The following is a 26144-nucleotide window of genomic DNA, read 5'->3' on the forward strand; positions in this document are numbered from 1 at the left end:
CGCGCCTTTCTGTCACACTATCTGGTTAATGATAACACACAAGGCCGCGGCGGTCGGCGAAAAAATCGCGGTCGTCGGTGTCAATTGCGCCGGCGATTCGTTATACTGGGAAGGGTATTTTCATAAAAAGGAGTGTGCAGGATGGCGCAGCTGTTTTTCCGGTACGGCGCGATGAACTCGGGCAAGTCGATCGAGATTTTGAAGGTGGCCCACAACTACGAGGAGCAAAACAAGCAGGTGATCATCCTGACCTCTGCTTTGGACGACCGCTCCGGGGTGGGGGTGGTGGCCTCGCGCATCGGCTTGAGCCGCGAAGCGCATCCGATCGACGCGGCCACCAACGTTTTTGAGCTGGTAAAGGCCCAAAACGTCAACGCCGCCTGTGTGCTGATCGACGAGGCGCAGTTCTTGCAAAAGCACCACGTGTTCGAATGTGCCCAGGTGGTCGATGAGCTGCACATTCCGGTGATGGCCTTTGGGCTGAAGAACGACTTTCGCAACGAGCTGTTCGAAGGCTCCAAGTACCTGCTGCTCTACGCCGACAAAATCGAGGAAATGAAGACCATCTGCTGGTTCTGCGCCAAAAAGGCGATCATGAACCTGCGCGTCCACGATCATCACCCGGTTTATGCCGGCGAGCAAATTCAAATCGGCGGCAACGAGGCCTACTTCCCAGTGTGCCGCCACCACTACTACTTCCCGCCTGCGAACCTGCTGGGCGAGCAACCGACCAAATAAGGAGGAGCCATGGACAAGATTTTTGAACAATTAGACGGGCTGCTGGATCGCTACGACGAGTTGCAGGAGCTGATGTCCGACCCCGAGGTGCTGGCAGACACCAAGCGCTACCTGGCACTATCTAAGGAAGAAGGCAGCATGCGCGAGGTCGTCGCCGCCTATCGCCAGTACAAGCAGGTGAAGTCAGACATTGACGAGGCCGACGAAATGCTGCGCGAAAGCCACGACCCGGACATGGAAGAGCTGGCCAAAGAGGACCTGGCCACGTTGCGGCCGCAAGTCGGTCAACTCGAAGACCAGATCAAGATCTTGATGCTGCCGAAAGACCCCAATGACGACAAGAACATCATCATGGAAATTCGCGGTGCGGCCGGCGGCGACGAGGCCAGCCTGTTTGCCGCGGATCTGCTCAGCATGTACATGAAGTACGCCGAAAAGCAGGGCTGGACCACCGAGATCATCGATGAGAACCCCACCGAAGTCGGCGGCTACAAGGAAGTTTCCGTCCTCATTCAGGGCGACTCCGTGTACTCTAAGCTCAAGTACGAAAACGGCGCCCACCGCGTCCAGCGGGTGCCGGTGACCGAATCCGCCGGCCGGGTTCACACCAGCACCGCCACCGTCGGCGTGATGCCCGAGTACGACGAGGTCGACCTTGAAATCGACCCCAAGGACATCCGTACCGACGTCTACCGCTCCAGCGGTGCCGGTGGCCAGCACATCAACAAGACCAGCTCGGCGGTGCGGATGACCCACCTGCCGACCGGGATTGTCGTGACCATGCAAGATCAGCGCTCCCAGCAGCAAAACCGCGAAAAGGCGATGCAGATCCTTCGGGCCCGGGTCTACGACTTCTACGAAAGCCAAAACGCCTCCGAATACGCCGAGCAGCGCAAGACCGCCATCGGCTCGGGCGACCGCTCGGAGCGCATTCGCACCTACAACTACCCGCAAAACCGGGTGACCGACCACCGCATTGGCCTGACGCTTAACAAGCTGGACCGCATCATGAACGGCGAGCTCGATGACATCATTGCGGCCTTGATTGTGCAGGACCAAACCGCCAAGCTGGAATCGATCAATGACTAAGACTTACGATGAGGCGCTCCGCGGGGCGTCTTCTTTGCTCACCCAGGCGGGAGTTGACCCGGATGGGGCCCGGTACGTGCTGGAGCTGCGCGGCCACTTCACGCCAAGCGGCCTGCGCCTTCACGGCCGCGAGGCGATGCCTGAGGCCTTGGCCGCCCAGTTCGACCAAGACGTCGCCCGGCTCTTGCGCCACGAGCCGGCACAGTACATCGTCGGGCTGGCCCCGTTTTACGGCGATCTGTTTGCCGTCACGCCGGCGGTGCTGATTCCGCGCTTTGAAACCGAAGAGCTGGTGGCCTGGGCCGCAAGCGAGCAGCAGGAAGCGGCCACCGGGCTTGATTTGGGCACCGGCAGCGGCGCCATCGGGTTGACCCTGGCCAAGCAGCTGAAGGCGACGATGACCCTGAGCGATGTGTCGGAGGCGGCCCTTGAAGTGGCCCAGCACAACGCCCAACGGCTCGACCGGGCCGGTCGCTTCGTTCAAAGCGACCTGTTTACCAGCCTGGGGCGCTATGACTTCATCGTGGCCAACCTGCCGTACATCAGCCCGGCGGAGGTCGGGGTGATGGATCAAAGCACCCTGGACTACGAGCCGCACCTGGCGCTGTTTGCCGAAGACTCGGGCCTGGCACTGTTCGCCCGGTTCGCCCAAGACGTTGCGGCTCACCTGAACCCAGGCGGCACGGTTTACCTCGAGTTCGGCTACCACCAGAAAAAGGCCTTGGCCGCGTTGTTCAGCCAGGCGCTGCCCGGGGCCCAGGTCATGTTTCGCCAGGACCTCGCCGGGTTGGACCGCATGGTTCGCCTGACGGGGCTTGACGAAACCAGCGATAAGGAGAGAGACAATGGAAACGCAAGTGTTTGACAAAGACACCGTGGCCGAGGCCGCGGCACTGATCAAGGCAGGGGAGGTCGTGGCCTTTCCCACCGAAACCGTCTACGGGCTCGGGGCCGACGCCACCAGTCCGACGGCGGCGCTGAAGGTCTACGCGGCCAAGCACCGGCCGGCAGACAACCCGCTGATCGTGACGGTGGCCGGCCCCGAGATGGTCGTGCAGTACGCGACCATCACGCCTGAGGCCAAGCGGCTGATGGCTGCGTTTTGGCCCGGGCCGTTGACCATCATCTTGAACATCCGGCCCAACGCGCTGTCGATGGTGGTGACCGGCGGCCTGCAGACGGCGGCCTTTCGGATGCCGCAAAACGCGCTGACGCGCCAGATGATCACGCTGGCCGGCCGGCCGATCGTCGGCCCTTCCGCCAACCTGTCGGGCAAGCCTTCCGGGACCCGGGTGGCGCATGTGCTGCACGACTTTGATGGCGCCATCGCCGGCATTCTCGACGACGGGCCGACCAGCGTGGGGGTGGAGTCGACGGTGATCGACATGACGGTTCAGCCGCCGGCAATTCTGCGACCCGGCGAGGTGACCCCGGTCATGCTGGCCCCGATCATCGGCGAGGTGGCGACCGATCGCCACAAGGTCGGGGCCAAGGAAACCCCCAAGGCCCCGGGGATGAAGTACAAGCACTACGCCCCAAGCGCCCAGGTGGTGGTTTTGGACCACCCGGCCGACCTGCAGGCAGCCTTGGCCTGGGCCAAGGCCAAGGGGCAGCCCTTTGGCGTGATGGCCACCGATGACTTGCTGACGCAGGTGCCGGCCGCTGTGCCGAGTTACAGCCTGGGCGAAGACGTTCAAAGCGCTACCCACAACTTGTTCGCCGGGCTGCGCTGGTTTGACCTGCATCCCACCATTAAGCTGATTGTGGCGGAGGCCTTCGCCCAAGATGGCCTTGGCGCCGCTTACATGAACCGGCTGTTAAAATCCGCTGGCAATACGCACTTCCAACGCGACGGGAACTGAACCCTTTGCTATACTTAAGGCAATTCGAAGGGAGTGTCGCACATGGATTTTTTGAAGATCGATCCGGAAGTGTTCACCGCAATCCGGCAAGAAGAGGAACGCCAGCAGCAAAACATTGAATTGATCGCGTCAGAAAACATCGTGAGCCCGGCGGTGCGGGCGGCGCAAGGCAGTGTGCTCACCAACAAGTACTCCGAAGGCTACCCGGGCCACCGCTACTACGGCGGCAACACCTACATCGACCAGATTGAGCAACTGGCGATTGACCGGGCCAAGACCCTGTTTGGGGCCGAGTACGTCAACGTCCAGCCGCACTCGGGTTCGCAGGCCAACATGGCCGTCTACCGCGCGTTTTTGGAAGACGGTGACAAGGTTCTGGCGATGGATCTGACCGATGGGGGGCACCTAACCCACGGCGCGGCCGTGAATTTTTCCGGCCAGGAGTACCACTTCTACCATTACGCCCTGGATCCGGCGACCGGCCGGCTGGATTACGACGCGATTCAGGCGCAGGCCGAGGCGGTTCACCCGCGGCTGATTGTCGCCGGCGCGTCGGCCTACAGCCGCGAAATCGACTTTGCGCGGTTCCGCGACATCGCCGACCGCGTCGGTGCCTACCTGATGGTCGACATGGCCCACATCGCCGGGCTGGTGGCCGGTGGCGTTCATATGAGTCCGGTGCCATACGCCGATGTGGTCACGACCACGACGCACAAAACGTTGCGCGGTCCCCGCGGCGGCATGATTTTGGCCAAGAAGCAGTACGGCAAGGCGATTAACTCGGCCCTGTTCCCCGGCATTCAAGGCGGTCCGCTCGACCACGTGATCGCGGCCAAGGCCGTCGCGCTGGGCGAGGCACTCAAGCCCGAGTTTGCGGACTACGCCAAGCAGATTGTCGCCAACATGCAGGCGATGTGTACCGGCTTTGCGGAAGATCCGCACCTCAAGATGATTTCCGGCGGCTCCGACAACCACATGGTGCTTTTGGACGTCACCGGCTACGGCGTCGTCGGGCGTGAGGTGCAGGACTTGCTGGATTCGGTGATGATCACCACCAACAAGAACCAGATTCCCGGCGAGCTCAACGGCCCGTTCAAGACCTCCGGCATTCGTGTCGGCACCGCGGCCATCACCACCCGTGGCTTCACCCCGGCCGACTGCAAGGAAGTCGCCCACCTGATCTCCCGCACACTGCAAAATCGTGAAAATCCCGAAGCTTTGGCCCAGATTCGTCAATCAGTGCTTGCACTGACCGGTCGTCATCCTGTATCATAGACAAGGTTTTGGGCAGAAATGCCAATAACGCCAAGTTCCCAGATGGGACTTGGCGTTCGCCATAAATAAAGGAGGACCATTTGCACATGGGCAAATTTACGGTTTTGAACCACCCGCTGATTCAACACAAGCTGACGCTGATTCGCGACAAGAACGCCGGCACCAAGGAGTTCCGCGAGATCGCCAACGAGATCGCCGAGCTGATGGTGTACGAGATCACCCGCGACCTGCCGCTTGAGGATGTTGAAATCGAGACGCCGATGGGGAAGACGACGCAAAAGCAGCTCGCCGGCAAGAAGCTGGCCGTCGTGCCGATTCTGCGTGCCGGGCTGGGCATGGTCGACGGTGTGCTGCGCCTGATTCCAGCGGCCAAGGTCGGCCATATCGGGATGTACCGCGATGAAGAGACGCTTTTGCCGCACGAATACTTCGTGAAGATGCCGGCCGACATCGACCAGCGCGACTTATTCATCGTCGACCCGATGCTCGCCACCGGTGGGAGTGCAAACATGGCCATCGAAGCGCTCAAAAAGCGCGGGGCCAAGTCCATGCGCCTCGTGGTGCTGGTTGCCGCGCCGGAAGGGGTCAAGGCCGTCCAGGATGCGCATCCGGATGTTGACATCTACGCCGCTGCGCTTGACGATCACCTGACGGACACCGGCTACATCTTCCCGGGCCTGGGCGATGCCGGTGACCGGCTCTTCGGTACCAAGTAACCACGCTTAACGCCTGCTTGCAGGCGTTTTTTTGTTGCGCGTGGTGGGCTTGAACCAAAAAGGACGCACCAAATCCGCCGACGGGAAGTACCCCGCCAGCGGATCTGGGCGTTGTGTTCCGGGGGTGTCGACAAGGCGTTGGGTGGCCAGGCTCCTGTCCCAGCACGACGCTGCAGCGCCGCACTGGAGCCAAAGCCAGGTCCCGCACCTGTCCGGCACCGGCCGGCAGCCTGAAGCTGCCGCGCGGTGCCGCCGTCCCAGGCCGCGCTTGTGGTTCGCGGGGGCTGGGGTCGTACCCTCCTGGCTCAGGACTGCGCCGTGCGGTGACATCCACACGCCTGAGCAGGCGGTCGTGCTTTGAATCTAAAACAGGTTACGCCGCCTGAGCCAGCACACCTTCCGGGCCGCCGGAATGGTTTGTCGTGCTGGCCGGTACGCGTCCCGGCCGCCTCGCCCGCCCGCAGCTACCTCCGTACTTGGAGTTGGGCGTTTGATAACACTGCAACCGGTTATCCACTACGATTAATGATTCCCGCCCACTCTAATGCGACGGGTTCCACTGATATCATCGATGACGGGGCCGGGCTGGGGCCTGGTCTGCGTGAGGTAGCGTGGCGCTTGCCACTGGATCGCCGCCGAAGAAGGGTTTGTCACGGTGGCCGGCCACCGACCCCTATCCTAGTGATCACTTGAGTTTAGCTTAGCAGGTAAGCGGTTACCTGGCAACTTTTAAGCTCGCCACGCGTGGGCTTTTGTGCGAGCGGTGGTGAGGCGAATTGGCAAGTTGAGGCCCGGCATGTTATGGTGGAGCTGAGCCACCAGTTTCTACCATATTAAGAAGCTGCAAGGGGGTACCCGCACGGATGTCAATGGCCGATAGACCCATTCTGGCCAAGTGGTACACACCGCCAGCACTGTTTGTTTCATGCGGCGCATCATTGCGGTCACTGACCGTTCGGATTTTGAAAAATTCGATGAAAAGTGCATGAGACCGGGACTGAAAATTCGCTGGTTTGTTTTGTTTTTTTGATTGAAAGGTGTTAAAGTGTTCAGTGTGTTTGTCGGATGGGTATCCGCCAATCCGCAATTAAGAAACATTGTGACACTGCACGCCGCCGCTTGACGTCCGTACATATTGGTGCCACCTTGCTTCGGTTAAGGAGGTGAATTCTGTGAACGAAAGTTATCCCACATTCGAACTCTTCGGACTGCGTTTCAACCCGGCCAACGACCTGGCGATTCTGGTGAGTGCGATTCTGGTGTTCCTCTTCGTCTTTGCCCTGTCGCGCAAGCCAACGCTTCGTCCCAATGGTAGGCAAAACGTATTGGAATACCTGATCGACTTCATCAATGGCATCGTCAAACAGTCGATGCCAGGGAAGGAAGGCAGTCGTTTTGGTTTGTTCGCCTTCACGCTGTTCTTGTTCATCTTTGTGAACAACCAGATTGGCCTGATTTTTCAGGTCGATGTGGGCGGGAAGACCTGGTTCCGTTCCGCGACGGCCGATCCCATCATCACCATGAGTTTGGGCATGATGGTCATGGTGCTGTCGCACTTCTTCGGCGTGGTCTTCAACGGCATGAAGGGTTACCTGAAGGGATACGTTTCGCCGGTCCCGTTCCTGCTTCCGATCACCATCCTCGAGAACTTTACGAACTTCGTCACGCTGTCGATGCGTCTTTATGGGAACATCTTCGCGGGGGAAGTGCTGTTGCTTTTGATCAAACAGCTCGCGTTCTCGGGTCATGGCGCTGTCGGCGTTGTTTCATTCGTCGGCGCCTTCCTGGTCGAGATGATTTGGCAAGGGTTCTCAGTGTTCATTGGTACGATTCAAGCGTACATTTTTGTCACCTTAGCGACGGTATACACGTCTGAAAAGGTAGTTTCTGAATAATAGGAGGAAAAATCATGCAATACATCGCTGCTGCTATCGCCGCCGCCTTTGCCGCACTCGCTGCATCTTATGGTAACGGTCAAGTTATTTCCAAGACCCTTGAAGGTATGGCACGCCAGCCGGAAGCTTCCGGTTCCCTGCGTTCCACCATGTTCATCGGCGTCGGCATGATTGAAGCGGTTCCGATCATGGCGATCGTTATCGCGTTCATGCTGCTGAGCAAGTAAGACAACACGGGCGACGCTGCCCGTGTCAATAGAAGGGAGTCTAAAATATGACTGCAGGCGATATGCTTTTCACCATCGTCACCTTCGCTGTCTTATTGGTACTTGTCGGGTTAGTGGCCTGGAAGCCGGTGACGGCGATTATGTTGGCGCGTCAAGAAAAGATCGAAGGCGATCTGGACTACGCGGACAACGCACGCAAGGAAGCCAAGGAATTGGCCGAAAAGCGCCAGGCCGAGCTGAAGAACTCCAAGGCCGATGCCGTTAAAATCGTCAACACGGCGAAGGAAAACGGCGAAAAGCAACGTCAGGAACTCGTCTCTGCCGCTAAGAGCGAGGCGGACACGCTGAAGCTCAACGCACACAAAGACATTGCCCAAGAGCGGCAAGATGCGCTGAACAACGCGAAGAATGACGTTGCGGATCTCTCCTTGGCCATTGCCAAGAAGATCATCGGCAAGGAATTGGATGCCGATACCCAGTCCGAGTTAATCGACTCGTACATCAAGGATTTAGGTGATGCCAATGGCAGTCACTGATCAGATGGTCGCACCGCGCTACGCCAAGGCCCTGTTTGAGGTTGCATCCGCAAACAACAGCCTGGAAGCGGTGCATGACGAGCTGTTAGAACTCGCAACTGTTATCGACCAAAACCCAGACCTGCTTGTTGCCCTGGCTGGCAAGGACCTGGCGACGGCTCGAAAGGACACCCTGCTTGCGCTTTTGAAGCGCGACTGCAGTGGGTTGGTCCAGAGCCTGATCGACGTGGTTTTTGTCAACGGTCGCATCGGCGGCCTGAGCCGCGTGATCGACGCCTTTGACCGCCGCTTCAACGAAGAAGCCGGCATCGTCAAGACGCAGGTCACCACGGCCCAGACGCTGAGCGAATCTCAGGTACAGGCAATGCGACAAGCGATTGCTGTGAAGTTTGCGGCCAAGGATGTGGTGTTGACCCAGGTGGTCGACGACCGCATCATCGGCGGCGTCAAGGTCGTGTCCGATGATCGCATCATCGATGGCACGATCGCGACGCGCCTCGGCAAGCTTCAAAAGCAGTTGCTCACCAATACGCAAAAGAGGTGAACCGGATGAGCATCAAGACTGAGGAAATCAGTTCTCTGATCAAAAAACAACTTGAAAGTTATCAAGATGACCTGAACGTCGAGGAAGTCGGCACCGTGACCTACGTCGGTGACGGGATCGCACGTGCGACCGGCCTCAAGAACGCGATGGCCAGTGAATTACTGGAATTCGCCAACGGCTCATACGGGATGGCCCAAAACCTTGAAAGTGATGATGTCGGCATCATCATTTTGGGGGATTTTGACAACATTCGTGAAGGCGACCAGGTCAAACGCACCGGTCGCATCATGGACGTTCCCGTAGGCGAAGCCATGATCGGGCGCGTTGTGAACGCGCTGGGTCAGCCGGTGGACGGCAAGGGTCCGATCGACACGACCAAGCACCGGCCGATCGAAGTGAAGGCCCCGGGCGTTATGCAGCGCAAGTCCGTCACGGAACCGCTGCAAACCGGGCTGAAGGCGATCGACTCGCTGGTTCCAATCGGCCGTGGTCAGCGTGAGCTGATCATCGGCGACCGCAAGACCGGTAAGACGTCGATTGCGATCGACACGATCATCAACCAAAAAGGTCAGGACATGATCTGCATCTACGTGGCCATCGGGCAAAAAGACTCGACGGTTCGCACGCAGGTCGAAACGCTGCGCAAGTACGGGGCGATGGATTACACCATCGTGCTGACCGCCGGCCCGTCCGAACCAGCGCCGATGCTTTACATCGCGCCTTACGCCGGGGCCGCCATGGGCGAGGAGTTCATGTACAACGGCAAGCACGTCTTGATTATCTACGATGATCTGACCAAGCAGGCGACCGCCTACCGTGAGCTGTCGCTGCTGCTGCGGCGGGCACCAGGCCGTGAAGCCTACCCAGGTGACGTGTTCTACACGCACTCCCGGTTGCTGGAGCGTGCGGCCAAGCTCTCCGATGAGCTCGGTGGCGGGTCGATGACCGCGCTGCCGGTCATCGAAACTCAGGCCGGGGACATCTCCGCTTACATTCCGACCAACGTGATCTCGATCACCGACGGCCAGATTTTCCTGCAAAGCGACCTGTTTTACTCCGGCACCCGTCCCGCGATTGATGCCGGGCTGTCCGTCTCCCGTGTCGGGGGCGACGCCCAGATCAAGGCGATGAAGAAGGTTGCCGGGACGCTGCGTTTGGACCTCGCCTCGTTCCGTGAGCTTGAGGCCTTCACGCAGTTCGGCTCCGACCTGGATGCCGCCACGCAGGCCAAGTTGAACCGCGGCCGTCGCACCGTTGAAGTGTTGAAGCAGCCGGTTCACAAGCCGCTGCCGGTGGCCAAGCAGGTGCTGATCCTCTACGCCCTGACCCATGGCTTCCTGGACACGGTCGGCATCGACGACATCGCGCGGTTCCAAGACGAGCTGTTCGATTACGCTGACAGCAATGGCGCCGACCTCTTGGCCCAGATTCAAGAAACCGGCAAGCTGCCGGACACCGCCAAACTCGACGAGCTGATCAAGGGCTTTGCGGATGGTTTTGCTAGCGGCACCGACAAATAAGGAGGGCGGCATGGCTGAATCATTAATGGACATCAAGCGCCAGATCGCTTCCACCAAGAAAACCGGGCAGATCACCCAGGCCATGCAGATGGTCTCGGGCTCCAAGCTCAGCCAGATTGAAAAGCGGTCCAGCGCTTACCAACTGTACGCCAACAAGGTTCGCGAAATCGTGACCCACCTCGCCGCCGCGCAGCTGCTCGAAATCGAGCGGCAGCAAAGCGAGGCGCTTCAGGCCGGGGCTGGTGTCTCGGCCGAGCGGCTGCAGGTGGCCAACCTCTTGGCGGAACGGCCGGTCAAAAAAACCGGCTACCTGGTGATCACATCCGATCGCGGCCTGGTGGGCGGGTACAACTCCACCATCTTGAAGGCCATGATGCAGATGTTCACCGACGACCACAAGGACAAAGACGACTTTGTCATTATGGCCGTCGGCGGCACCGGGGCCGACTTCTTCAAGAGCCGGGGTTTGAACCTGGCCTACGAGTACCGCGGCGTCTCGGACATTCCGACCTTCGATGAAGTGCGGGAGATTGTCAAGACGGCCGTGACGATGTTTGACAACGGCGTCTTCGACGAGTTGTACGTGTGCTACAACCACCACGTCAACTCGCTGACCTCTGCCTTCCGGGCAGAAAAGATGTTGCCGATCACTGACCTTGACGTCGCTGAGGTGGCAGATGCAAACATCGAGTACCTGACAGAGCCCGATCCAGACGCCGTGCTTGAGGCAATCTTGCCTCAGTACGCGGAGAGTCTGATTTTTGGCGCCATCATGGACGCCAAGACGGCCGAGCACGCGGCCTCCACCACCGCGATGAAAAGCGCGACCGACAACGCCAACGATCTGATTTCCCGTCTGTCCGTGACCTACAACCGGGCCCGGCAGGCGCAAATTACCACGGAAATCACCGAAATCGTCGGCGGTGCCAATGCGCTGGCGTAAGGCCAGCGCGGCGGGTGACGCCCTTGCGTCGCTCGCATCAAATCACAACAGGGAAGGACGATTTCATTGAGTAATAGCTTAGGTAAAATCGTGCAAGTGATCGGCCCTGTTGTCGATGTCGAATTCCCGATTAACGATGATTTACCCGAAATCAACAACGCGCTGAACGTCGAGAAGGGGGACGGCAAACAGCTTGTGCTGGAAGTCGCCCTCGAGCTCGGCGACGGCGTGATGCGGACCATCGCCATGGACTCAACCGATGGGTTAGTGCGTGGGATGACGGCCACCGATACCGGCGGCTCCATCTCCGTTCCCGTCGGCAAGGACACACTTGGCCGGGTATTCAACGTTTTGGGGCAGACGATCGACAATGGTCCAGCATTTGGACCCGATCACCGGCGCGACGGCATCCACAAAGATGCCCCGGCCTTCGAGGACCTGAGCACAAGCTCCGAGATTCTCGAAACCGGGATCAAAGTCATCGACCTGCTTGAACCCTACCTGCGTGGGGGGAAAGTTGGGTTGTTCGGGGGTGCCGGGGTCGGCAAAACCGTTTTGATCCAGGAACTAATCCACAATATTGCCGAAGAGCACGGCGGCATCTCGGTCTTCACCGGGGTCGGCGAACGCACCCGTGAAGGGAACGACCTGTACTTCGAAATGAAGGAATCAGGCGTGCTCCAAAACACCGCCATGGTGTTCGGACAGATGAACGAGCCGCCTGGTGCCCGGATGCGCGTCGCGCTGACCGGACTGACGATTGCGGAGTACTTCCGCGACGTCGAGGGCCAAGACGTGCTGTTGTTCATCGACAACATCTTCCGCTTCACCCAGGCGGGTTCCGAAGTTTCCGCGCTGCTCGGCCGCATCCCGTCGGCCGTTGGTTACCAGCCAACGCTGGCCACCGAAATGGGCCAGCTGCAGGAGCGGATCACCTCGACCAAGAAGGGCTCCGTCACGTCGATTCAGGCGATTTACGTGCCTGCCGATGACTACACGGATCCAGCGCCAGCCACGACCTTCGCCCACTTGGACGCCACCACCAACCTGGAACGGCGCCTGACCGAGCAAGGCATCTACCCGGCCGTAGATCCGCTGGAGTCTTCCTCCAGTGCCTTGACGCCGGACATCGTCGGCGAGGAGCACTACAAGGTTGCGACCCGCGTTCAGCAGGTCCTGCAGCGCTACAAGGAGCTGCAAGACATCATCTCGATTCTTGGGATGGATGAACTGTCCGACGACGAGAAGACCACCGTGGCTCGTGCCCGGCGGATTCAGTTCTTCCTGTCGCAATCCTTCAACGTGGCGGAACGCTTCACTGGCTTGCCAGGGAGCTACGTGCCGGTTGAAGAGACGGTCAAGGGCTTCAAGATGATCCTCGACGGTAAGATGGACGACTATCCGGAAGAAGCCTTCCGCCTGGTCGGCCGCATCGAAGACGTGGTCGAAAAGGCCAAGAGCCTGGGCTACGACCCTGAACAAGCACAAGGCGACACGCTGCAAGCGGCTGCGAACTAAGGAGGGGATTCTTCTTGGCTGAACAACCAAAAGTCATGCGGGTCAACATCGTGACCCCCAACGGGTTGGTGTACGATCACCACGCCAGCATGGTCATTGTCAAAACAACGACCGGCGACATGGGCATCATGGCCAACCACGAGCCGATCGTCGCACCGCTGACGATCGGTGAGGTGCGGGTTCGTCGCACCGACAACCCGGGGCACGAAGACGAGATCGCGGTGAACGGCGGCTTCATGGAAGTCTCCGCCAACACCGCGTCGATTGTTGCGGATTCCGCGGAACGCGCCCGTGACATCGACCTGACTCGCGCCGAGGCGGCCCGGCAACGTGCGGAACGGCGCATCCAAGAGGCGAAGGCCCAAAAGGACAGCGACGATCTGCAACGCGCCCAGGTTGCTCTGCAACGCGCGATCAACCGGATTCACGTCAAAACCGGCAAATAATTCCAGGAAGACCTGCCACGCGGCAGGCCTTTTTGGCGTGGCGGGAGAAGGCGCAACCGCGACTCCTGAAGTTTTTCTCAAAGTCGCTGGCGGTCGCGCCACGGCAGGGGGCGTTGACGTATCATGGCCTTAGACATTACACGACTGGGAGGTACCACATGTACGGAGGACTCGGCATCACCGCGGCGGTGACCATGCTTTCACACTTTGTTTTCATTCTGATCAGCTTTCGCCTGCTGACGGCGGTGCGATTTGACAAGCTGCTTCGCCCCAACCACGTGCGGGAGAGTCAGCTGCTGATGGTTTTTGTCGCGATTGCCCTGGGCTTTGCGGTCAGCGAGTTCTTCCTGTCGCTGCTGGGGGCGGCGCGGGATCTACAGTATTTGCTGTAAGCGCGGCGAAGCTGTGGTATACTTTTGTGTTAGAAATCATTGAGGAGAGAAGAAGACAATGGCAAAAGACATTGGGATCGACCTGGGGACCGCGAACGTCCTCATCAACGTGAAGGGCAAGGGCATCGTACTGAACGAGCCGTCCGTCGTTGCGATCGATACACACACGGGCAAGGTGCTGGCGGTAGGCACCGAGGCCTACAAGATGGTAGGTCGCACCCCCGGCAACATCCGCTCCATTCGCCCGCTCAAGGACGGCGTGATCGCCGATTTTGACATCACCGAGGCGATGCTTGAGTACTTCATCAACAAGCTGAACGTCAAGGGGTTCATGTCCAAGCCTAACATCTTGATCTGCGCCCCGACCAACATCACCTCGATTGAGCAAAAGGCGATTATTCAGGCCGCCGAAAAATCCGGGGGCAAGCGGGTCTACCTCGAGTTCGAGCCCAAGGTCGCCGCGGTCGGCGCCGGGCTGGACATTTTCCAGCCGCAGGGCAACATGGTGATCGACATCGGCGGTGGGACCTCCGACGTCGCCGTGCTGTCGATGGGCGAGATCGTCACCAGTCGCAGCCTGCGCCTGGCCGGCGACAAGATGGACTCGGCCATCGCCGCCTACGTCAAGAACAAGCACAAGCTGTTGATCGGTGAGCACACCGCCGAACAGCTGAAGATTCAGATTGGCGCCGTGTACGAGGCCGACCCGGAGGAGAAGATGGAGGTTCGCGGCCGCGACATCGCCACCGGCCTGCCGCGCGAGGTCGAGGTCACAAGCGTCGAGGTGCAAGAGGCGCTGAGCGACACGATGGCCGCGATTGTCAGTGCCGCCAAGGACGTCTTGGAGAAGACCCCGCCGGAGCTTTCGGCCGACATCATCGACCGCGGCGTCATGCTGACCGGCGGCGGCGCCTTGCTCAAGGGCATCAGCCACCTGTTTGCCGCCGAGCTCAAGGTGCCGGTGCTGTTGGCCGATGATCCGCTGGACGCCGTCGCACTGGGCACCGGCGTTTTGCTGGACAACATCGCGCATCACAAGCAGTACTGATTACCGGTAAAGGAGGGCAAGCGGTGAGCTCACAGTATGCAACACGCGTCTTGAAACACCTGCTGATCCTGGTGATCCTCGTGATTGCGGCGCTGGTCATCGGGGCCATGGTCGGCTACGCCATCGGCGGCGGCGACCCCTGGGCGGTGCTTGCCCCAAGCACCTGGTCGCACATCCTCGATTTTCTGAGGTAGCGGCATGAAGAGATTGCTGATGGGGTTGGTGCGGGGGTACCAGCGCTTCATCTCGCCGCTTCTGCCGCCCAGCTGCCGCTATTACCCGACCTGTTCGACCTACATGATCCAGGCGTTGGTCAAGCACGGTGCCGTCAAGGGGCTGATTATGGGCCTGGCGCGGATTCTGCGCTGCAACCCATTCATTCGCGGTGGCCTGGACCCGGTGCCCGACTTCTTCACGCTGCGGCGCAATCCGGATCCCGAGCGGAACATCGCCGAGGCCGATCAGTTCAACTTTCATCACTAGACAAGGAGCATTTCATGGCGAAGGAACAAAAAATCATGGTTCAACAAGAAGACGTGACCCGCAACGGCCACACGGTGTCGGTCCTGACCGTGGCCAAGAACGAAATCGGCTACGTTGAACCGATCGAAAACCGCTTCCTGGCGTACATCGCCGGTCAGACCAGCGCGAATCGGTTCAAGACGATGGACGACGCGGTTGCGTTTTTGATCTCGGAGTACCACTTGCACCACAGCTGAGTGGGGCAACCACCGCGCCGAGGCTCGCTTCGGCGCGGTTTTTGTTTCTGACGATAACACGGGAGGCACAGATGACACAAACGCGAACGCGCAAAAAAGAAGACCGAATCGACTACGGCATCATCCTGTCGGTGATGCTACTGGCGCTGTTCGGCATGGCAGCGATTTACATGGCGGTGTCAAGCGACGCCTCGTCGCGACCGATGCGGGCGATGATCATGCAGGCGCTGTGGTACGTGATCGGCGGCGCCGGGATATTCTTCGTCATGCAGTTCGACGCCGAGCAGCTCTGGCGGGTGGCGCCCCTGTTGTACGGCCTAGGCATCCTGCTGTTGATCGCCGTGCTGTTCCTCTACGATCCGGATGTGGCCAGAAACACCGGAGCTCACAGCTGGTTCAAGTTCGGCCCCGTGACCTTTCAGCCCTCCGAGGTGATGAAACCCGCCTACATCCTGATGCTAGCCCGGGTAGTGACCAACCACAACGTCGCGATGAAGCACAGTTGGGCCAATGACTGGCGGCTGATCGGCGAGATGCTGCTCTGGACGCTGCCGGTGTTGGTGCTGATGATCCTGCAAAAGGACTTCGGGACCTCGCTGGTGTTCGCCGCGATTTTCGCCGGGGTTGTGCTGGTGTCCGGCATCACTTGGCGCATCATCCTGCCGATCGGGCTGGGGGCGGCGGCCATCGGCACCGGCACGATTCTGCTGGTGATTGAGGACTGGGGCCGCAAGATTCTGCTGCACGTCGGCTTCAAGAACTACCAGTTCAAGCGCATCGATTCCTGGCTGGATCCGGCCGGCGCCACCAGCGGCTCGTCGTACCAGCTGTGGCAGTCGATGAAGGCAATCGGCTCCGGTGAGATGTTCGGCCGCGGCTTCAACAACCTGAAGGTCTCGGTGCCGGTGCGGGAGTCCGACATGGCCTTTTCCGCCATCGGCGAGGCCTTCGGGTTCATCGGCTGTGCGGCGCTGATTCTCCTGTACTTCCTCTTGATCTACCAGATGATTCGGGTGACCTTCGACACGCAAAACGAGTTTTACGCTTACATCGCGACCGGCGTGATCATGATGATCTTGTTTCACGTGTTCGAAAACATCGGGATGAACATCGGCCTGCTGCCCTTGACCGGGATTCCGCTGCCGTTCGTGTCGCAAGGGGGGTCATTCTTGCTCGCGAACATGCTGTCGGTGGGGATGGTGCTGTCGATGCGCTTCCACCACCAGAGCTACATGTTCTCGCGGGAGGAAGAGTCGTTCAAGTGACGGGTGCCCAGGCCCGGCCTGGGTGCTTTTTTTACGCCGCGGCGTGTGATACGATGCTTACGAAAGGCGGGAGAAGATGAGAAAAAGTAGGGTTTGGGGACTGGCGTTGACGCTGACGGCGACGCTGACGCTGGCGACCGTGCCACGCCGCGCCGTGACGGCCGCAACACCAAGCGACGCCCAGCTGGCGCAGGCCGTGGCCGACATGAGCCTGGACGAGCAGATCGGTCAGTTGTTCATCGCCAGAAAGCCGGCGAGCGATGACACGACCGCCGCAGACGTCGCCAAGTACCACCTAGGCGGGTTGATCCTGTTTGGCACGGACATGGCCAAGCCGACGGCGAGCTTGAAAGCGGGGCTTTTGCGATTTCAAAAGGCGGCGTCTTTGCCGCTTTTGATCGCGACGGATCAAGAAGGCGGCACGGTGTCGCGGCTCAACGATTCGCCGGCCTACCCGACGCGCTACCCATCGCCGCAGCAGGCCTTTGCCCAGGGCGGCCTCAACGCGGTGCTGGCGACGGCCACCGCTCAGGCCAAGCAGCTCAAGGCGCTTGGCATCAACTGGAACTACGCGCCGATTGCCGACGTCTCAAGCGACCCCAACAGCTTCATCTACGCGCGAACGCTGGGGCAAAGCGTTGACAACACCGCGGCTTACATCCGCAAGGTGGTACCAGCCATTCAAGGCACCGGCGTGGCGGCGACGCTGAAGCATTTTCCGGGCTACGGTTCGGCCGTCGACACCCACAAGCTGTTTGCGACCGTGGACCGCACCAAGGCCCAGCTGATGAGCCACGAGCTGGTGCCGTTCAAGGCCGGGATTGCCGCCGGTGTGGACTCGATCATGGTCACACACATCGTGATGCGTCAGATCGATGCCGACCTGCCGGCGTCGCTGTCGCCCAAGGTGATTACCGGGCTGCTGCGCAACGAGCTCGGCTTTGGCGGGGTCATCATCACCGACGACTTGGCGATGGGCGCCATCCAGCAGTACGATGCCGCCCACGGCCTGAAGACCCCGGATGTGCTGGCGCTGAAGGCCGGCAACGACGCGATCATGGCCGACGACTACGCGGTCGGGATCCCGGCGATCAAACAGGCGATTGAGACGCGCGACATCGACCAGTCGTTGGTGCAACACGCCGTTTTGCGGCTGCTGAAGCTCAAGCGCAAGCTTGGCCTGTTGACCACCGCCGATCTGCACCTCCCGACGCTGACGCTGGGCAAGCCGACGGTGAGCGGGACGACCGCCACGGTGGCCGGTCGGTTCACGGCCAAGCAAGTGGCCAATTATGTCGTCCAGGTTCGCCAAGGAAACAAGCCGCTCAGTCACACCACCACCGACGCGCAGGGGCGCTTCACGCTGCGACTGCCGCTGAAGGCAACCGTCCAGCACCTGACCGTCAACGTCGTGCTGAGCGGCAGGGAGTCGCGCGAGTTGCTCCAGCAGCCACTGACGCTGCAGGCCTTGGCCAAAACCGCCGGCAGCAGCGCCAGCGCCGCGCCAAGCAAGGCTGAAGCGGTCGCCGACACCAAGGCGGCTGAGGACAAGGCGACGCCACGCCACGCGGCCTGGTGGCCCTGGCTTGTGGGCGGGGTTGCCGCGGTTGCCCTCGGGGCTGCGGTCGTTTGGCTGATGAGTCGACCGCGGGGGCGCCACCACCGCTGAAAATTTTTTCCGGTCAAGGCTTGACACCGGCGGGAAAACTGAGTAATATCGAAGACAATTCAGAACGCAAACGAACGATGTGAGAGAGTAAGGCTGACACGACTGCACAGAAAACCCGGGTAGATGAGAGCGGGGTAGCAAGTCGGCACGAAGATGGCTCACGGATCGGTGCACCGAACCTTCGGGTAAGGCTGCAATGGCTGGCATCCATTATCTTGCACGCGGGTTGATTACGACCCGTTAGTGAGGGCAGACTCCCGGGAAGTCTGTCGAATTAGAATGGTACCGCGGGACACCGCTTCTAACTTTGGTTAGGAGCGGTGTTTTTGCGTCTTGGCCGACTGTTCTGAACACAATAGTTTGCAAAAATTGGGAGGATTCATCATGAAATTATGGAAAAAAGCAATCGTCGCATTGGCACTGGCGCTGCCGGTATTCGGCCTCGCCGCGTGTGGTCAGTCGGCCGACAGTAAGACGGTCAAGGTCGGCATCATGAGCAACGACAAAGACATCTGGCAGGACATCCAAAAGCGCCTGAAGAAGCAGGACGTCAACATCAAGCTGGTCGAGTTCACCGACTACAACACGCCGAACCAGGCGCTGAACGACGGCGACGTGCAGCTCAACTCCTTCCAGACCATCTCCTTCATGGACACCTGGAACAAGAAGCACAACCAGACGATTACCAGCGTCGGCGCCACCTACATCGGCCCGATGCGTGCTTACTCCAATGACCTGAAGTCGCTGGCCGGCCTGAAGAAGGGTGATAAGGTCTCTGTTCCGAACGACGCCTCCAACGAAGGCCGCGCCTTGCAGCTGCTCGAGCAGTACGGGTTGATCAAGCTCAAGAGCGGCGTCGACGCCCCGACCATCCGCGACATCACCAGCAACAAGCTGGACTTGAAGTTCGTTGAGCTGGATGCGGCCCAGACCGCGCGGAACCTGAAGGACGTCGCCGCCTCGATCGTCAACAACGACATCGCCGCCGCCGCCAACCTGAACCCCAAAGACGCGATCTACGTCGAAAAGATCAACGCTAAGTCTAAGCCTTACGTCAATGTGATTGCGGCCAAGTCGGCCAAGGACAAGTCCAACAAGACCTACAAGAAGATCGTCAAGGCCTACCAAACCGCGGCCACCGCGAAGCTTCTGAAGAAGTACTACAAGAACTCGACCGAACCGGCCTGGAACTACAAGTTCTAATTAGCGAAAGCGAGGATCATCATGGCTGAAGCGATTATCACGCTCAATCAAATCGATGTGTTGTTCAAGGAAAAGGCCCGCAGCGTCCATGCGGTCGACCACGTGGATCTCACCGTCAACCGCGGCGACATCTACGGCATCGTCGGCTACTCCGGTGCCGGCAAGTCCACGCTGGTGCGGGTCATTAACCTGCTGCAGCGGCCGACCGCCGGCCAGGTGACCGTCTTGGGCCAGGACATGCTGGCACTTGACGCCAAGGCGCTGCGCGGTGAGCGCAAGCGCATCGGGATGATTTTCCAGCACTTCAACCTGATGAATTCCCGGACGGTGGCCGACAACGTGGCCTTTCCGCTGCGCGGCCACAAGAGTAAGGCCGAGATTCAGACCAAGGTGGCGGAGCTGCTCGAGCTGGTCGGCCTGGCCGATCGCGCCGGGGCCTACCCGGCGGAGCTGTCGGGCGGCCAAAAGCAGCGCGTCGGCATCGCCCGGGCCCTGGCCTCGGATCCAGAGATTCTGATCTCGGACGAGGCGACCTCGGCGCTTGACCCCAAGACTACCAGCGCGATTTTGGACCTGCTGAAGGCGCTGAACCAAAAGCTCGGCCTGACCATCGTCTTGATCACCCACGAAATGGAGGCGGTCAAGCAGATCTGCAACAAGGTGGCCGTGATGGACGCCGGGCGGATCATCGAGCGCGGCGACCTGCTGGACATCTTCGCCAAGCCGGAGCAGAAGCTGACCAAGGACTTCATCGACACGACCTTGCAGCTGGACGCGGCAATCGCCGCGGTCAAGCAGCAGCCGGCGGTGGCCAAGCTGCAGGCACCGGATCGCCTGGTGCGGCTGACCTACCTCGGCGCCTCGACCGACCAGCCGCTGGTCGCGACCCTGTACAAGGACTTCAACGTCACCGCCAACATCTTGTTCGGGGACATTCAGATTCTGCAAGGGACGCCGTTCGGCAACCTGATTGTGGTGCTGAGCGGCACGGCGGCAGACATCGACCGGACCTTCGGCTACCTTGCGACCAACGACGTGACGGTGCAGGACTTGAATGAAAGGGAGGATGCCTAATGTCTTTGCTGAACAAAATTTTGCCGAACGTGATGCCGCTTTGGGGCGGTGACGGCGGCATTCTTCAGGCCATCTGGCAGACGCTTTACATGACCTTTTGGACCGCGGTGGTCTCCGGCATCCTCGGGTTGTTCCTCGGGTTCCTGTTGATTTTGACCGATGAAGGCGGCTTGCTGCCCAACCGGCCGGTGTACTTCATTCTCGACAAGGTGGTCAACATCTTCCGCTCGATTCCCTTCATCATCCTGTTGGCCGTGGTCTATCCCTTGACCCGCCTGCTGGTTCACACCGGCATCGGCCCGACCGCGGCCCTGGTGCCACTGATTCTCGGCACGGCGCCGTTCTTCGCCCGGCAAGTCCAAAACGCGCTGTTGACCGTTGACCCCGGCGTGATCGAGGCGGCCCAGGCGATGGGCCTTGGCCCTTGGGCCATCGTCTTTCGCGTCTACCTGCGCGAAGGCGCATCCGAGCTGGTTCGCGTCGGTGTCTTGACCATCATCAGCGCAATCGGCCTGACCGCGATGGCCGGAGCGGTCGGCGGCGGCGGCCTGGGTAACATCGCCATCGCCATCGGCTACCAGCGCTACCAAAACGATGTGATCTGGACGGCGATGATCCTGATGCTGATTCTGGTGTTCATCATTCAGTTCGTCGGCGACGTGATTGCGCGAAAGTTGCATCACTAGCGTCGCGAGGCAGGCCCGGAGACGGGCCTGCCTTTTTGCGTGGCGGGGCGGCCGTCAAACGTCAAGATTTTGGTAAAGCGACTGGCGCAACCCGAGATTTCTGGTAGACTGAACTTGAACCGCCGCAAGCGGGGGAAAGGACGACTCACGTGAAGACAATCAAAGTAACGACGGTGTTCGGCACCAGACCCGAGGCCATCAAAATGGCGCCGCTGTGCCTGGCTTTGGCCCAGCGGCCCGACCAGTTCACCCCGGTGACGGTGGTGACCGCCCAGCACCGCGAGATGCTCGATCAGGTGCTTGAGATCTTCAAGCTGACGCCGGATTACGACCTGAACATCATGCGCCAGCAGCAGAGCCTGGCGGAGATTACCAGCACCGTTTTGACCCAGCTGCAGCCGATTCTAGCGGCCGAACGCCCGGACATCGTGCTGGTTCACGGCGACACCACGACGACCCTGGCCGCCAGCCTCGCCGCTTTTTACCAGCAGATTCCCGTCGGTCACGTCGAGGCCGGGCTTCGCACCTGGCACAAGTACGATCCGTACCCCGAGGAGATGAACCGCCAGCTGACGGATGTGCTGGCGGATCTGTACTTCGCCCCGACCGCGCAGTCCAAGCACAATCTGCTGGCGGAGGGGCACGACGCGGCCAATATTTACGTCACCGGCAACACGGCGATCGACGCGCTGCAGCAAACCGTGCGGCCCGACTACCACCACGCGGTGATGGACGAGCTGGACGCCAGCAAGCGCATGATCTTGGTGACCATGCACCGCCGCGAGAACCAAGGGGCCCCGATGGCCGGGGTGCTCAAGGCGATTCGCGCCGTGGTCGACGCGCATCCAGACGTCGAGGTCGTCTACCCGGTTCACCTGAGCCCCGCGGTGCAAAAAGTCGCCCATGCTGCCTTGGACGGGGATGCTCGCATCCACCTGATCGCGCCGCTTGATGTGGTGGACTTCCACAACCTCGCCGCCAAAAGTGACTTCATCATGACCGACTCCGGTGGGGTACAGGAGGAGGCGCCGGCCCTGGGCAAGCCGGTTTTGGTGTTGCGCAACACCACCGAGCGGCCGGAAGGGGTCGCGGCGGGGACGCTCAAGCTGGTCGGCACCGACCCCGCGGCGGTCACCGCCGCGATGACCACGTTGTTGGATGACCCGGCGGCCTACGCCGCGATGGCTCAGGCCAAGAATCCTTACGGCGATGGGCAGGCGACGACGCGCATCCTGGCTGCCATCGCGCATCAATTCGCCGGTGGTCCGACGCCTCAACCGTTCGTGCCGGACGCCCAGGCTTGAGTGAACGCAAACAAAACGTGAAAAAGACGGCCTCCGCAGCGTTGCGGGGGCCGTCTTTGAATTGTCGACGGTTCGGTTAGAACAAGGCGCTGTCCTGCGCCGCCAGGTAGTCGTCTTCGACCTTCTTGTAGCTGCCGGGCTCGGTGGCCTCAAGCGCCGTGGCGATGGTGTCGGCCGCGGTTTTGTAGTCGTAGCGCCCGTACGCGGCCTTGGTTTCGGCCACGGCCTGGGCGATGTCTTCGTGGGTGGTTTTGTAGCGGTTGGCGTACTGGAGCAGCTCCTCGGTCATGCCGGCTGCCTGGATCAGCTCGCGGCTCTTTTGCTTGAGCGATTCGATGTCCTCGGCGCTTTGAATCAGCTGCTTGGCGATTGCGTCCAAGTCGATTTTGACCTGGTTGAGGTCGTGATTCAGGTCGGCCACGGCCTTGGAACAGGCATTGAAGTAATCCAGGTAGGCCTTGGGCAGACCTGGCAGGCCGTGGCGGGAGACCTCGTACTTGACGTCGCGCAGGTCCATCACGAACTGCGCGGCCTGCTTGGCGGCCTTCTCCTCGGTGGCCCGGAAGCCACCGATGCTGGCGTTGATCGCCTGCTGCTTGAGCTCAATGTCCTTGAGGTCGCCGCGCATCTTGGCGAAGGTGGCGCTGGCTTCGGAGTACACGGCCTGGTGATCCGCCAGCCGGGTGCTTTCGGCCTCGAAAATCTTGGCCTGCTCATCAAGTTGTTGCTTCAGCCCGTTCGCCTGCTTGAGTTCGTCGTGGTTGAGCTGGTAGGACTGGTTGATGTGATCCAGCTCGATCAAAAGGGCGTGATTTTGCTTGTAGGCGTGGTTGATGAACTGGCGCAGGTCGCCTTGGGCCTTGTCAACGCTTTCCTTGGCGGTCAGCTCTTTTTCCATCACGGCGTAAAGTGCGTCGATGCGATTGGCGATGGTTTCGGTGTTGGCCGTCAGCTCGGTCACCTCGAGCTGCTCGATCTGTGTGGCGGCGGCGGTCACCTGGTCTTGAATCGCCTGTGCGGTAGCCGGCACATCCTCGGTGAACTGGAAGTGGCGCTGCGCGAGCTGCTCGTAGCCGCGCGAGATTTCGGCCAGCTGCTGGGGGTACTCGTTGACCACGGCGTTGACCAAAGGCGGCAGGGACTTAACCTCCAGCTCGACTGAAGCGACGCTCAGTTTGAGCTTGCCCAGCTGCTTTTTGGCCAGGTCGTGGTCGCCGTCACTGTTGGTTTGGTTAATCTCCGACAGCTGCGCCGCAATCGCCTGCAGCGCCGACTCCAGGGCCGGCAAGGCGTCGCCGTAAGCGAAGCTCTTGGCCAGAATGGTCTTGCGAGCGGCCTGGTAGCGTTCGCGCAGGTTCATCAAAAGCCGGCGGTTGTCGGCCTCGCTTTCCTGAATCGCCAGCAGCGCCTGGCGAATCGCGTGCAGCCGCTTGGCCGAGTTCTCGCGAAGGTTGTCAATGGTGGCGAGGTCTTCTTTGACCGTGCTGAAGCGAAACTGCTTGTTGGCCTGCTCGACATCCAACAGCGCGGTTTGCAAATCGGTCAGCTCGCCTTCCGCCAGCTTCTGATACGCGGTTTGCTGCGCCTTGAACGCCGTTTCGCTGGCACCGGTGAGCCCGAGCTGGGCGATGTTGCGAATCAAGCCGGTGACCTCGCCGCTGTCCAGCGTCGAAATGCGCGTGTCCAAGTTCTGGATGGCCCGGTTGTTCCTAATCTGAAAGGCCCAAAGCCCGAGCCCCACGATAATGATGATTGCTAATACTGCGATTATGATCCACACCATGATTACACCTTCCACATCGCGCGACTTGCAATTTGCCGCCTCATCCACTAGAATTCTCGACAAACTAGTCTGCGCAAGTTCCTTGCCCCTAGTATCTCAAAAAGAACCTGAACATGAAAGGCTTTTAGCGGGAAAAAGGCCGGCATCTTGCGTTTTTTGAAAGGTGATAAGATGACAACACTCGATTCCATCGTTGTGGCTCAGGTGGATGCGCTGCTGGAGGGGGAACCCAACCCGGTGACCAACCTGGCCAATGCCAGCGCCCTTTTGTACAACACCATGGCCGACCTCAACTGGTGCGGTTTTTACCTCTATTCCAAGCAGACCCAAACGCTGGACCTCGGCCCGTTCCAGGGGCAGGTGGCCTGCATGCACATCAAGCCGGACAGCGGGGTGGTGGGGACCAGCTTTGCTTCGGGCCAGTCGCTTCTGGTGCCCGATGTTCACGCCTTTGCCGGCCACATCGCCTGCGATGCCGCCAGCAACTCAGAGGTGGTGGTGCCGGTCGTGGTCGATGGCCAATGCATCGGCATTTTGGACCTCGATTCGCCGTCCTTGAACCGCTTCACCGCCGCCGACCAGGAGGTGCTGACCGCCTTTGCCGCGGCGCTGGCAAAACACCTTGACGCCGCGGCCTTGGCTTTGGTATACTAGACCGCGAGTAATTTAATGCAGCGGCGAACGGCATGGTCGGCTCCAGTGGCGCAACTCCTTGAGAGAGAGCACAGTAACCCGGCTGCTAAGGTGAACGCTTAGCGTGACTGCCCGTGTGCTGAGTTCGCATTCATTAACTTACTCCAACAATCTTAATTCTTGGAGGAATTTCAATATGTCTCGTTATACTGGTCCTCGCTGGAAGCAGTCTCGCCGTCTCGGTCTGTCGCTTTCCGGCACTGGTAAGGAACTCGCGCGTCGTCCGTACGCTCCTGGTGACCACGGCAACAACCAACGTCGCAAGGTTTCTGAATACGGTCAGCAACTGACCGAAAAGCAGAAGCTGCGTTGGATGTACGGTCTGAACGAACGCCAATTCCAGAACCTGTTCATTCGCGCCGGCAAGATCAAGGAAGGCACCCACGGTGATAACTTCATGGTCCTGCTCGAAACCCGTCTGGACAACTTGGTATTCCGTCTTGGCCTTGCGACCACGCGTCCGCAGGCTCGCCAGCTGGTCAACCACGGTCACATCACCGTGGACGGCAAGCGCGTTGACATTCCTTCTTACGAAGTCCGTCCTGGCCAAGTGATCGCCCTGCGCGAACGCTCCCAGAACCTGGCAATCGTCAACGAAGCCCTCGAAAGCACGGTTTCCCGCCCTGCCTACGTGACCTTCGACGACAACAAGAAGGAAGGTTCCTTGGTTCGTCTGCCTCAGCGCGAAGAACTGGAACCAGATGTTGACGAAGCGCTGGTCGTTGAATACTACAACCAGAAGCTGTAATATTCAGGGCCACCAACGTTGTCAACTCAACGTTTATCGGACCTCTGCTGTTGCAGATTGTTGCAGAAGCTACAACTCGGATAGTAAGTCCATTGCACGCCCATTCTGGGCGTGCTTTTTTTCTGGCTCTTCGTCAAGTGGAGTTGATACAGATTTATGAGAGTGTCTGGACCTTAATTGGTCCGGACGCTCTTTTTGATGCCGTTTGGTTTGAACCAGACGCGCTCCAAGAAAATGCGGTTGATGAAGTT

Annotated in this window: 29 protein-coding genes; 28 read left to right on the top strand and 1 reads right to left on the bottom strand. The window is 60.0% G+C overall.

What is annotated here, in order from left to right:
* Positions 1-141: 141 nt before the first annotated feature.
* From ACYVRZ_RS11445 to wecB, 25 genes are all read left to right on the top strand, one after another.
* Positions 142-738, top strand: a complete 597-nt coding sequence (locus ACYVRZ_RS11445; RefSeq protein ID WP_461227012.1) for a thymidine kinase — start codon at positions 142-144, stop codon at positions 736-738.
* Positions 739-747: 9 nt separating this feature from the next.
* Positions 748-1827: a peptide chain release factor 1 gene (prfA, locus tag ACYVRZ_RS11450; RefSeq protein ID WP_461227014.1), complete on the top strand. Its 1080-nt coding sequence runs from the start codon at positions 748-750 to the stop codon at positions 1825-1827.
* Complete coding sequence (gene prmC / locus ACYVRZ_RS11455; protein WP_461227016.1) at positions 1820-2692, top strand: peptide chain release factor N(5)-glutamine methyltransferase; 873 nt, start codon at positions 1820-1822, stop codon at positions 2690-2692. Before prfA ends, prmC begins: the two co-directional genes overlap by 8 nt.
* On the top strand, positions 2673-3689 hold the full coding sequence (locus tag ACYVRZ_RS11460; RefSeq protein WP_461227018.1) for an L-threonylcarbamoyladenylate synthase: 1017 nt from the start codon (positions 2673-2675) through the stop codon (positions 3687-3689). The genes prmC and ACYVRZ_RS11460 overlap by 20 nt, the downstream gene beginning before the upstream one ends.
* A gap of 42 nt (positions 3690-3731) precedes the next feature.
* Positions 3732-4964, top strand: coding sequence for a serine hydroxymethyltransferase (locus tag ACYVRZ_RS11465; protein WP_461227020.1), 1233 nt, complete (start codon positions 3732-3734; stop codon positions 4962-4964).
* Between the two features lie 86 nt (positions 4965-5050).
* On the top strand, positions 5051-5680 hold the full coding sequence (gene upp, locus ACYVRZ_RS11470) for a uracil phosphoribosyltransferase (protein ID WP_225047091.1): 630 nt from the start codon (positions 5051-5053) through the stop codon (positions 5678-5680).
* Between the two features lie 1172 nt (positions 5681-6852).
* Positions 6853-7575, top strand: a complete 723-nt coding sequence (gene atpB, locus ACYVRZ_RS11475; RefSeq protein WP_262314769.1) for a F0F1 ATP synthase subunit A — start codon at positions 6853-6855, stop codon at positions 7573-7575.
* 14 nt (positions 7576-7589) lie between these two features.
* Positions 7590-7802 (top strand): F0F1 ATP synthase subunit C, encoded by a 213-nt coding sequence (gene atpE / locus ACYVRZ_RS11480; protein ID WP_125702956.1) that lies wholly within the window; start codon positions 7590-7592, stop codon positions 7800-7802.
* Positions 7803-7849: 47 nt separating this feature from the next.
* Positions 7850-8338 carry a F0F1 ATP synthase subunit B gene (gene atpF / locus ACYVRZ_RS11485; protein WP_262314768.1) on the top strand — a complete coding sequence of 163 codons (489 nt, stop codon included), beginning with the start codon at positions 7850-7852 and terminating at the stop codon, positions 8336-8338.
* Complete coding sequence (gene atpH / locus ACYVRZ_RS11490; protein WP_461227023.1) at positions 8325-8882, top strand: ATP synthase F1 subunit delta; 558 nt, start codon at positions 8325-8327, stop codon at positions 8880-8882. The genes atpF and atpH overlap by 14 nt, the downstream gene beginning before the upstream one ends.
* Before the next feature lie 5 nt (positions 8883-8887).
* Entirely contained in the window at positions 8888-10402 is a 1515-nt protein-coding gene (gene atpA / locus ACYVRZ_RS11495; RefSeq protein ID WP_461227025.1) for a F0F1 ATP synthase subunit alpha, read from the top strand.
* 10 nt (positions 10403-10412) lie between these two features.
* Positions 10413-11345, top strand: coding sequence for a F0F1 ATP synthase subunit gamma (locus ACYVRZ_RS11500; protein WP_262314765.1), 933 nt, complete (start codon positions 10413-10415; stop codon positions 11343-11345).
* Between the two features lie 66 nt (positions 11346-11411).
* Positions 11412-12863, top strand: coding sequence for a F0F1 ATP synthase subunit beta (gene atpD / locus ACYVRZ_RS11505; RefSeq protein WP_262314764.1), 1452 nt, complete (start codon positions 11412-11414; stop codon positions 12861-12863).
* Between the two features lie 35 nt (positions 12864-12898).
* Entirely contained in the window at positions 12899-13309 is a 411-nt protein-coding gene (locus tag ACYVRZ_RS11510; protein ID WP_262314902.1) for a F0F1 ATP synthase subunit epsilon, read from the top strand.
* Positions 13310-13467: 158 nt separating this feature from the next.
* Entirely contained in the window at positions 13468-13701 is a 234-nt protein-coding gene (locus ACYVRZ_RS11515) for a DUF1146 family protein (RefSeq protein ID WP_262314763.1), read from the top strand.
* A gap of 58 nt (positions 13702-13759) precedes the next feature.
* Positions 13760-14749: a rod shape-determining protein MreB gene (gene mreB, locus ACYVRZ_RS11520; RefSeq protein WP_461227027.1), complete on the top strand. Its 990-nt coding sequence runs from the start codon at positions 13760-13762 to the stop codon at positions 14747-14749.
* 23 nt (positions 14750-14772) lie between these two features.
* Positions 14773-14943 (top strand): DNA-directed RNA polymerase subunit beta, encoded by a 171-nt coding sequence (locus tag ACYVRZ_RS11525; RefSeq protein ID WP_262314761.1) that lies wholly within the window; start codon positions 14773-14775, stop codon positions 14941-14943.
* A gap of 4 nt (positions 14944-14947) precedes the next feature.
* Positions 14948-15232, top strand: a complete 285-nt coding sequence (gene yidD, locus ACYVRZ_RS11530; protein WP_461227029.1) for a membrane protein insertion efficiency factor YidD — start codon at positions 14948-14950, stop codon at positions 15230-15232.
* A gap of 14 nt (positions 15233-15246) precedes the next feature.
* The gene (locus ACYVRZ_RS11535; RefSeq protein WP_461227031.1) at positions 15247-15468 is read left to right on the top strand and encodes a DUF2969 family protein; all 222 of its coding nucleotides are present in this window, start codon (positions 15247-15249) and stop codon (positions 15466-15468) included.
* 71 nt (positions 15469-15539) lie between these two features.
* Positions 15540-16733, top strand: a complete 1194-nt coding sequence (locus ACYVRZ_RS11540) for an FtsW/RodA/SpoVE family cell cycle protein (RefSeq protein WP_461227033.1) — start codon at positions 15540-15542, stop codon at positions 16731-16733.
* A 76-nt stretch (positions 16734-16809) separates the two neighbouring features.
* The gene (locus ACYVRZ_RS11545) at positions 16810-18402 is read left to right on the top strand and encodes a glycoside hydrolase family 3 N-terminal domain-containing protein (protein ID WP_461227035.1); all 1593 of its coding nucleotides are present in this window, start codon (positions 16810-16812) and stop codon (positions 18400-18402) included.
* Between the two features lie 384 nt (positions 18403-18786).
* The gene (locus ACYVRZ_RS11550; RefSeq protein ID WP_262314756.1) at positions 18787-19605 is read left to right on the top strand and encodes a MetQ/NlpA family ABC transporter substrate-binding protein; all 819 of its coding nucleotides are present in this window, start codon (positions 18787-18789) and stop codon (positions 19603-19605) included.
* Between the two features lie 21 nt (positions 19606-19626).
* Positions 19627-20679 (top strand): methionine ABC transporter ATP-binding protein, encoded by a 1053-nt coding sequence (locus ACYVRZ_RS11555; protein ID WP_461227037.1) that lies wholly within the window; start codon positions 19627-19629, stop codon positions 20677-20679.
* Positions 20679-21365, top strand: coding sequence for a methionine ABC transporter permease (locus ACYVRZ_RS11560; protein WP_461227039.1), 687 nt, complete (start codon positions 20679-20681; stop codon positions 21363-21365). The genes ACYVRZ_RS11555 and ACYVRZ_RS11560 overlap by 1 nt, the downstream gene beginning before the upstream one ends.
* A gap of 149 nt (positions 21366-21514) precedes the next feature.
* Complete coding sequence (gene wecB / locus ACYVRZ_RS11565) at positions 21515-22669, top strand: non-hydrolyzing UDP-N-acetylglucosamine 2-epimerase (protein ID WP_461227041.1); 1155 nt, start codon at positions 21515-21517, stop codon at positions 22667-22669.
* Between the two features lie 76 nt (positions 22670-22745).
* Here the strand turns inward: wecB and ACYVRZ_RS11570 are convergent, their stop codons facing one another.
* Positions 22746-24452 carry a septation ring formation regulator EzrA gene (locus ACYVRZ_RS11570; RefSeq protein ID WP_461227043.1) on the bottom strand — a complete coding sequence of 569 codons (1707 nt, stop codon included), beginning with the start codon at positions 24450-24452 and terminating at the stop codon, positions 22746-22748.
* Between the two features lie 171 nt (positions 24453-24623).
* Here ACYVRZ_RS11570 and ACYVRZ_RS11575 point away from each other — a divergent pair, with 171 nt between their 5' ends.
* The 3 genes from ACYVRZ_RS11575 to ACYVRZ_RS11585 all read left to right on the top strand — a co-directional run.
* Complete coding sequence (locus tag ACYVRZ_RS11575; protein ID WP_461227045.1) at positions 24624-25106, top strand: GAF domain-containing protein; 483 nt, start codon at positions 24624-24626, stop codon at positions 25104-25106.
* 175 nt (positions 25107-25281) lie between these two features.
* Positions 25282-25893, top strand: a complete 612-nt coding sequence (rpsD, locus tag ACYVRZ_RS11580; RefSeq protein ID WP_461227047.1) for a 30S ribosomal protein S4 — start codon at positions 25282-25284, stop codon at positions 25891-25893.
* A gap of 50 nt (positions 25894-25943) precedes the next feature.
* Positions 25944-26144 (top strand): hypothetical protein (locus ACYVRZ_RS11585; RefSeq protein ID WP_461227049.1); only part of this gene is annotated, 201 nt, incomplete at its 3' end.

The sequence above is a fragment of the Lacticaseibacillus suihuaensis genome, assembly GCF_054785075.1.

Coding starts and splice junctions, on each gene's coding strand:
- ACYVRZ_RS11445 (WP_461227012.1), top strand. CDS start 142: ATGGCGCAGCTGTTTTTCCGGTACGGCGCGATGAACTCGGGCAAGTCG.
- prfA (WP_461227014.1), top strand. CDS start 748: ATGGACAAGATTTTTGAACAATTAGACGGGCTGCTGGATCGCTACGAC.
- prmC (WP_461227016.1), top strand. CDS start 1,820: ATGACTAAGACTTACGATGAGGCGCTCCGCGGGGCGTCTTCTTTGCTC.
- ACYVRZ_RS11460 (WP_461227018.1), top strand. CDS start 2,673: ATGGAAACGCAAGTGTTTGACAAAGACACCGTGGCCGAGGCCGCGGCA.
- ACYVRZ_RS11465 (WP_461227020.1), top strand. CDS start 3,732: ATGGATTTTTTGAAGATCGATCCGGAAGTGTTCACCGCAATCCGGCAA.
- upp (WP_225047091.1), top strand. CDS start 5,051: ATGGGCAAATTTACGGTTTTGAACCACCCGCTGATTCAACACAAGCTG.
- atpE (WP_125702956.1), top strand. CDS start 7,590: ATGCAATACATCGCTGCTGCTATCGCCGCCGCCTTTGCCGCACTCGCT.
- atpF (WP_262314768.1), top strand. CDS start 7,850: ATGACTGCAGGCGATATGCTTTTCACCATCGTCACCTTCGCTGTCTTA.
- atpH (WP_461227023.1), top strand. CDS start 8,325: ATGGCAGTCACTGATCAGATGGTCGCACCGCGCTACGCCAAGGCCCTG.
- atpA (WP_461227025.1), top strand. CDS start 8,888: ATGAGCATCAAGACTGAGGAAATCAGTTCTCTGATCAAAAAACAACTT.
- ACYVRZ_RS11500 (WP_262314765.1), top strand. CDS start 10,413: ATGGCTGAATCATTAATGGACATCAAGCGCCAGATCGCTTCCACCAAG.
- ACYVRZ_RS11510 (WP_262314902.1), top strand. CDS start 12,899: ATGCGGGTCAACATCGTGACCCCCAACGGGTTGGTGTACGATCACCAC.
- ACYVRZ_RS11515 (WP_262314763.1), top strand. CDS start 13,468: ATGTACGGAGGACTCGGCATCACCGCGGCGGTGACCATGCTTTCACAC.
- mreB (WP_461227027.1), top strand. CDS start 13,760: ATGGCAAAAGACATTGGGATCGACCTGGGGACCGCGAACGTCCTCATC.
- yidD (WP_461227029.1), top strand. CDS start 14,948: ATGAAGAGATTGCTGATGGGGTTGGTGCGGGGGTACCAGCGCTTCATC.
- ACYVRZ_RS11535 (WP_461227031.1), top strand. CDS start 15,247: ATGGCGAAGGAACAAAAAATCATGGTTCAACAAGAAGACGTGACCCGC.
- ACYVRZ_RS11540 (WP_461227033.1), top strand. CDS start 15,540: ATGACACAAACGCGAACGCGCAAAAAAGAAGACCGAATCGACTACGGC.
- ACYVRZ_RS11545 (WP_461227035.1), top strand. CDS start 16,810: ATGAGAAAAAGTAGGGTTTGGGGACTGGCGTTGACGCTGACGGCGACG.
- ACYVRZ_RS11550 (WP_262314756.1), top strand. CDS start 18,787: ATGAAATTATGGAAAAAAGCAATCGTCGCATTGGCACTGGCGCTGCCG.
- ACYVRZ_RS11555 (WP_461227037.1), top strand. CDS start 19,627: ATGGCTGAAGCGATTATCACGCTCAATCAAATCGATGTGTTGTTCAAG.
- ACYVRZ_RS11560 (WP_461227039.1), top strand. CDS start 20,679: ATGTCTTTGCTGAACAAAATTTTGCCGAACGTGATGCCGCTTTGGGGC.
- ACYVRZ_RS11570 (WP_461227043.1), bottom strand. CDS start 24,452: ATGGTGTGGATCATAATCGCAGTATTAGCAATCATCATTATCGTGGGG.
- ACYVRZ_RS11575 (WP_461227045.1), top strand. CDS start 24,624: ATGACAACACTCGATTCCATCGTTGTGGCTCAGGTGGATGCGCTGCTG.
- rpsD (WP_461227047.1), top strand. CDS start 25,282: ATGTCTCGTTATACTGGTCCTCGCTGGAAGCAGTCTCGCCGTCTCGGT.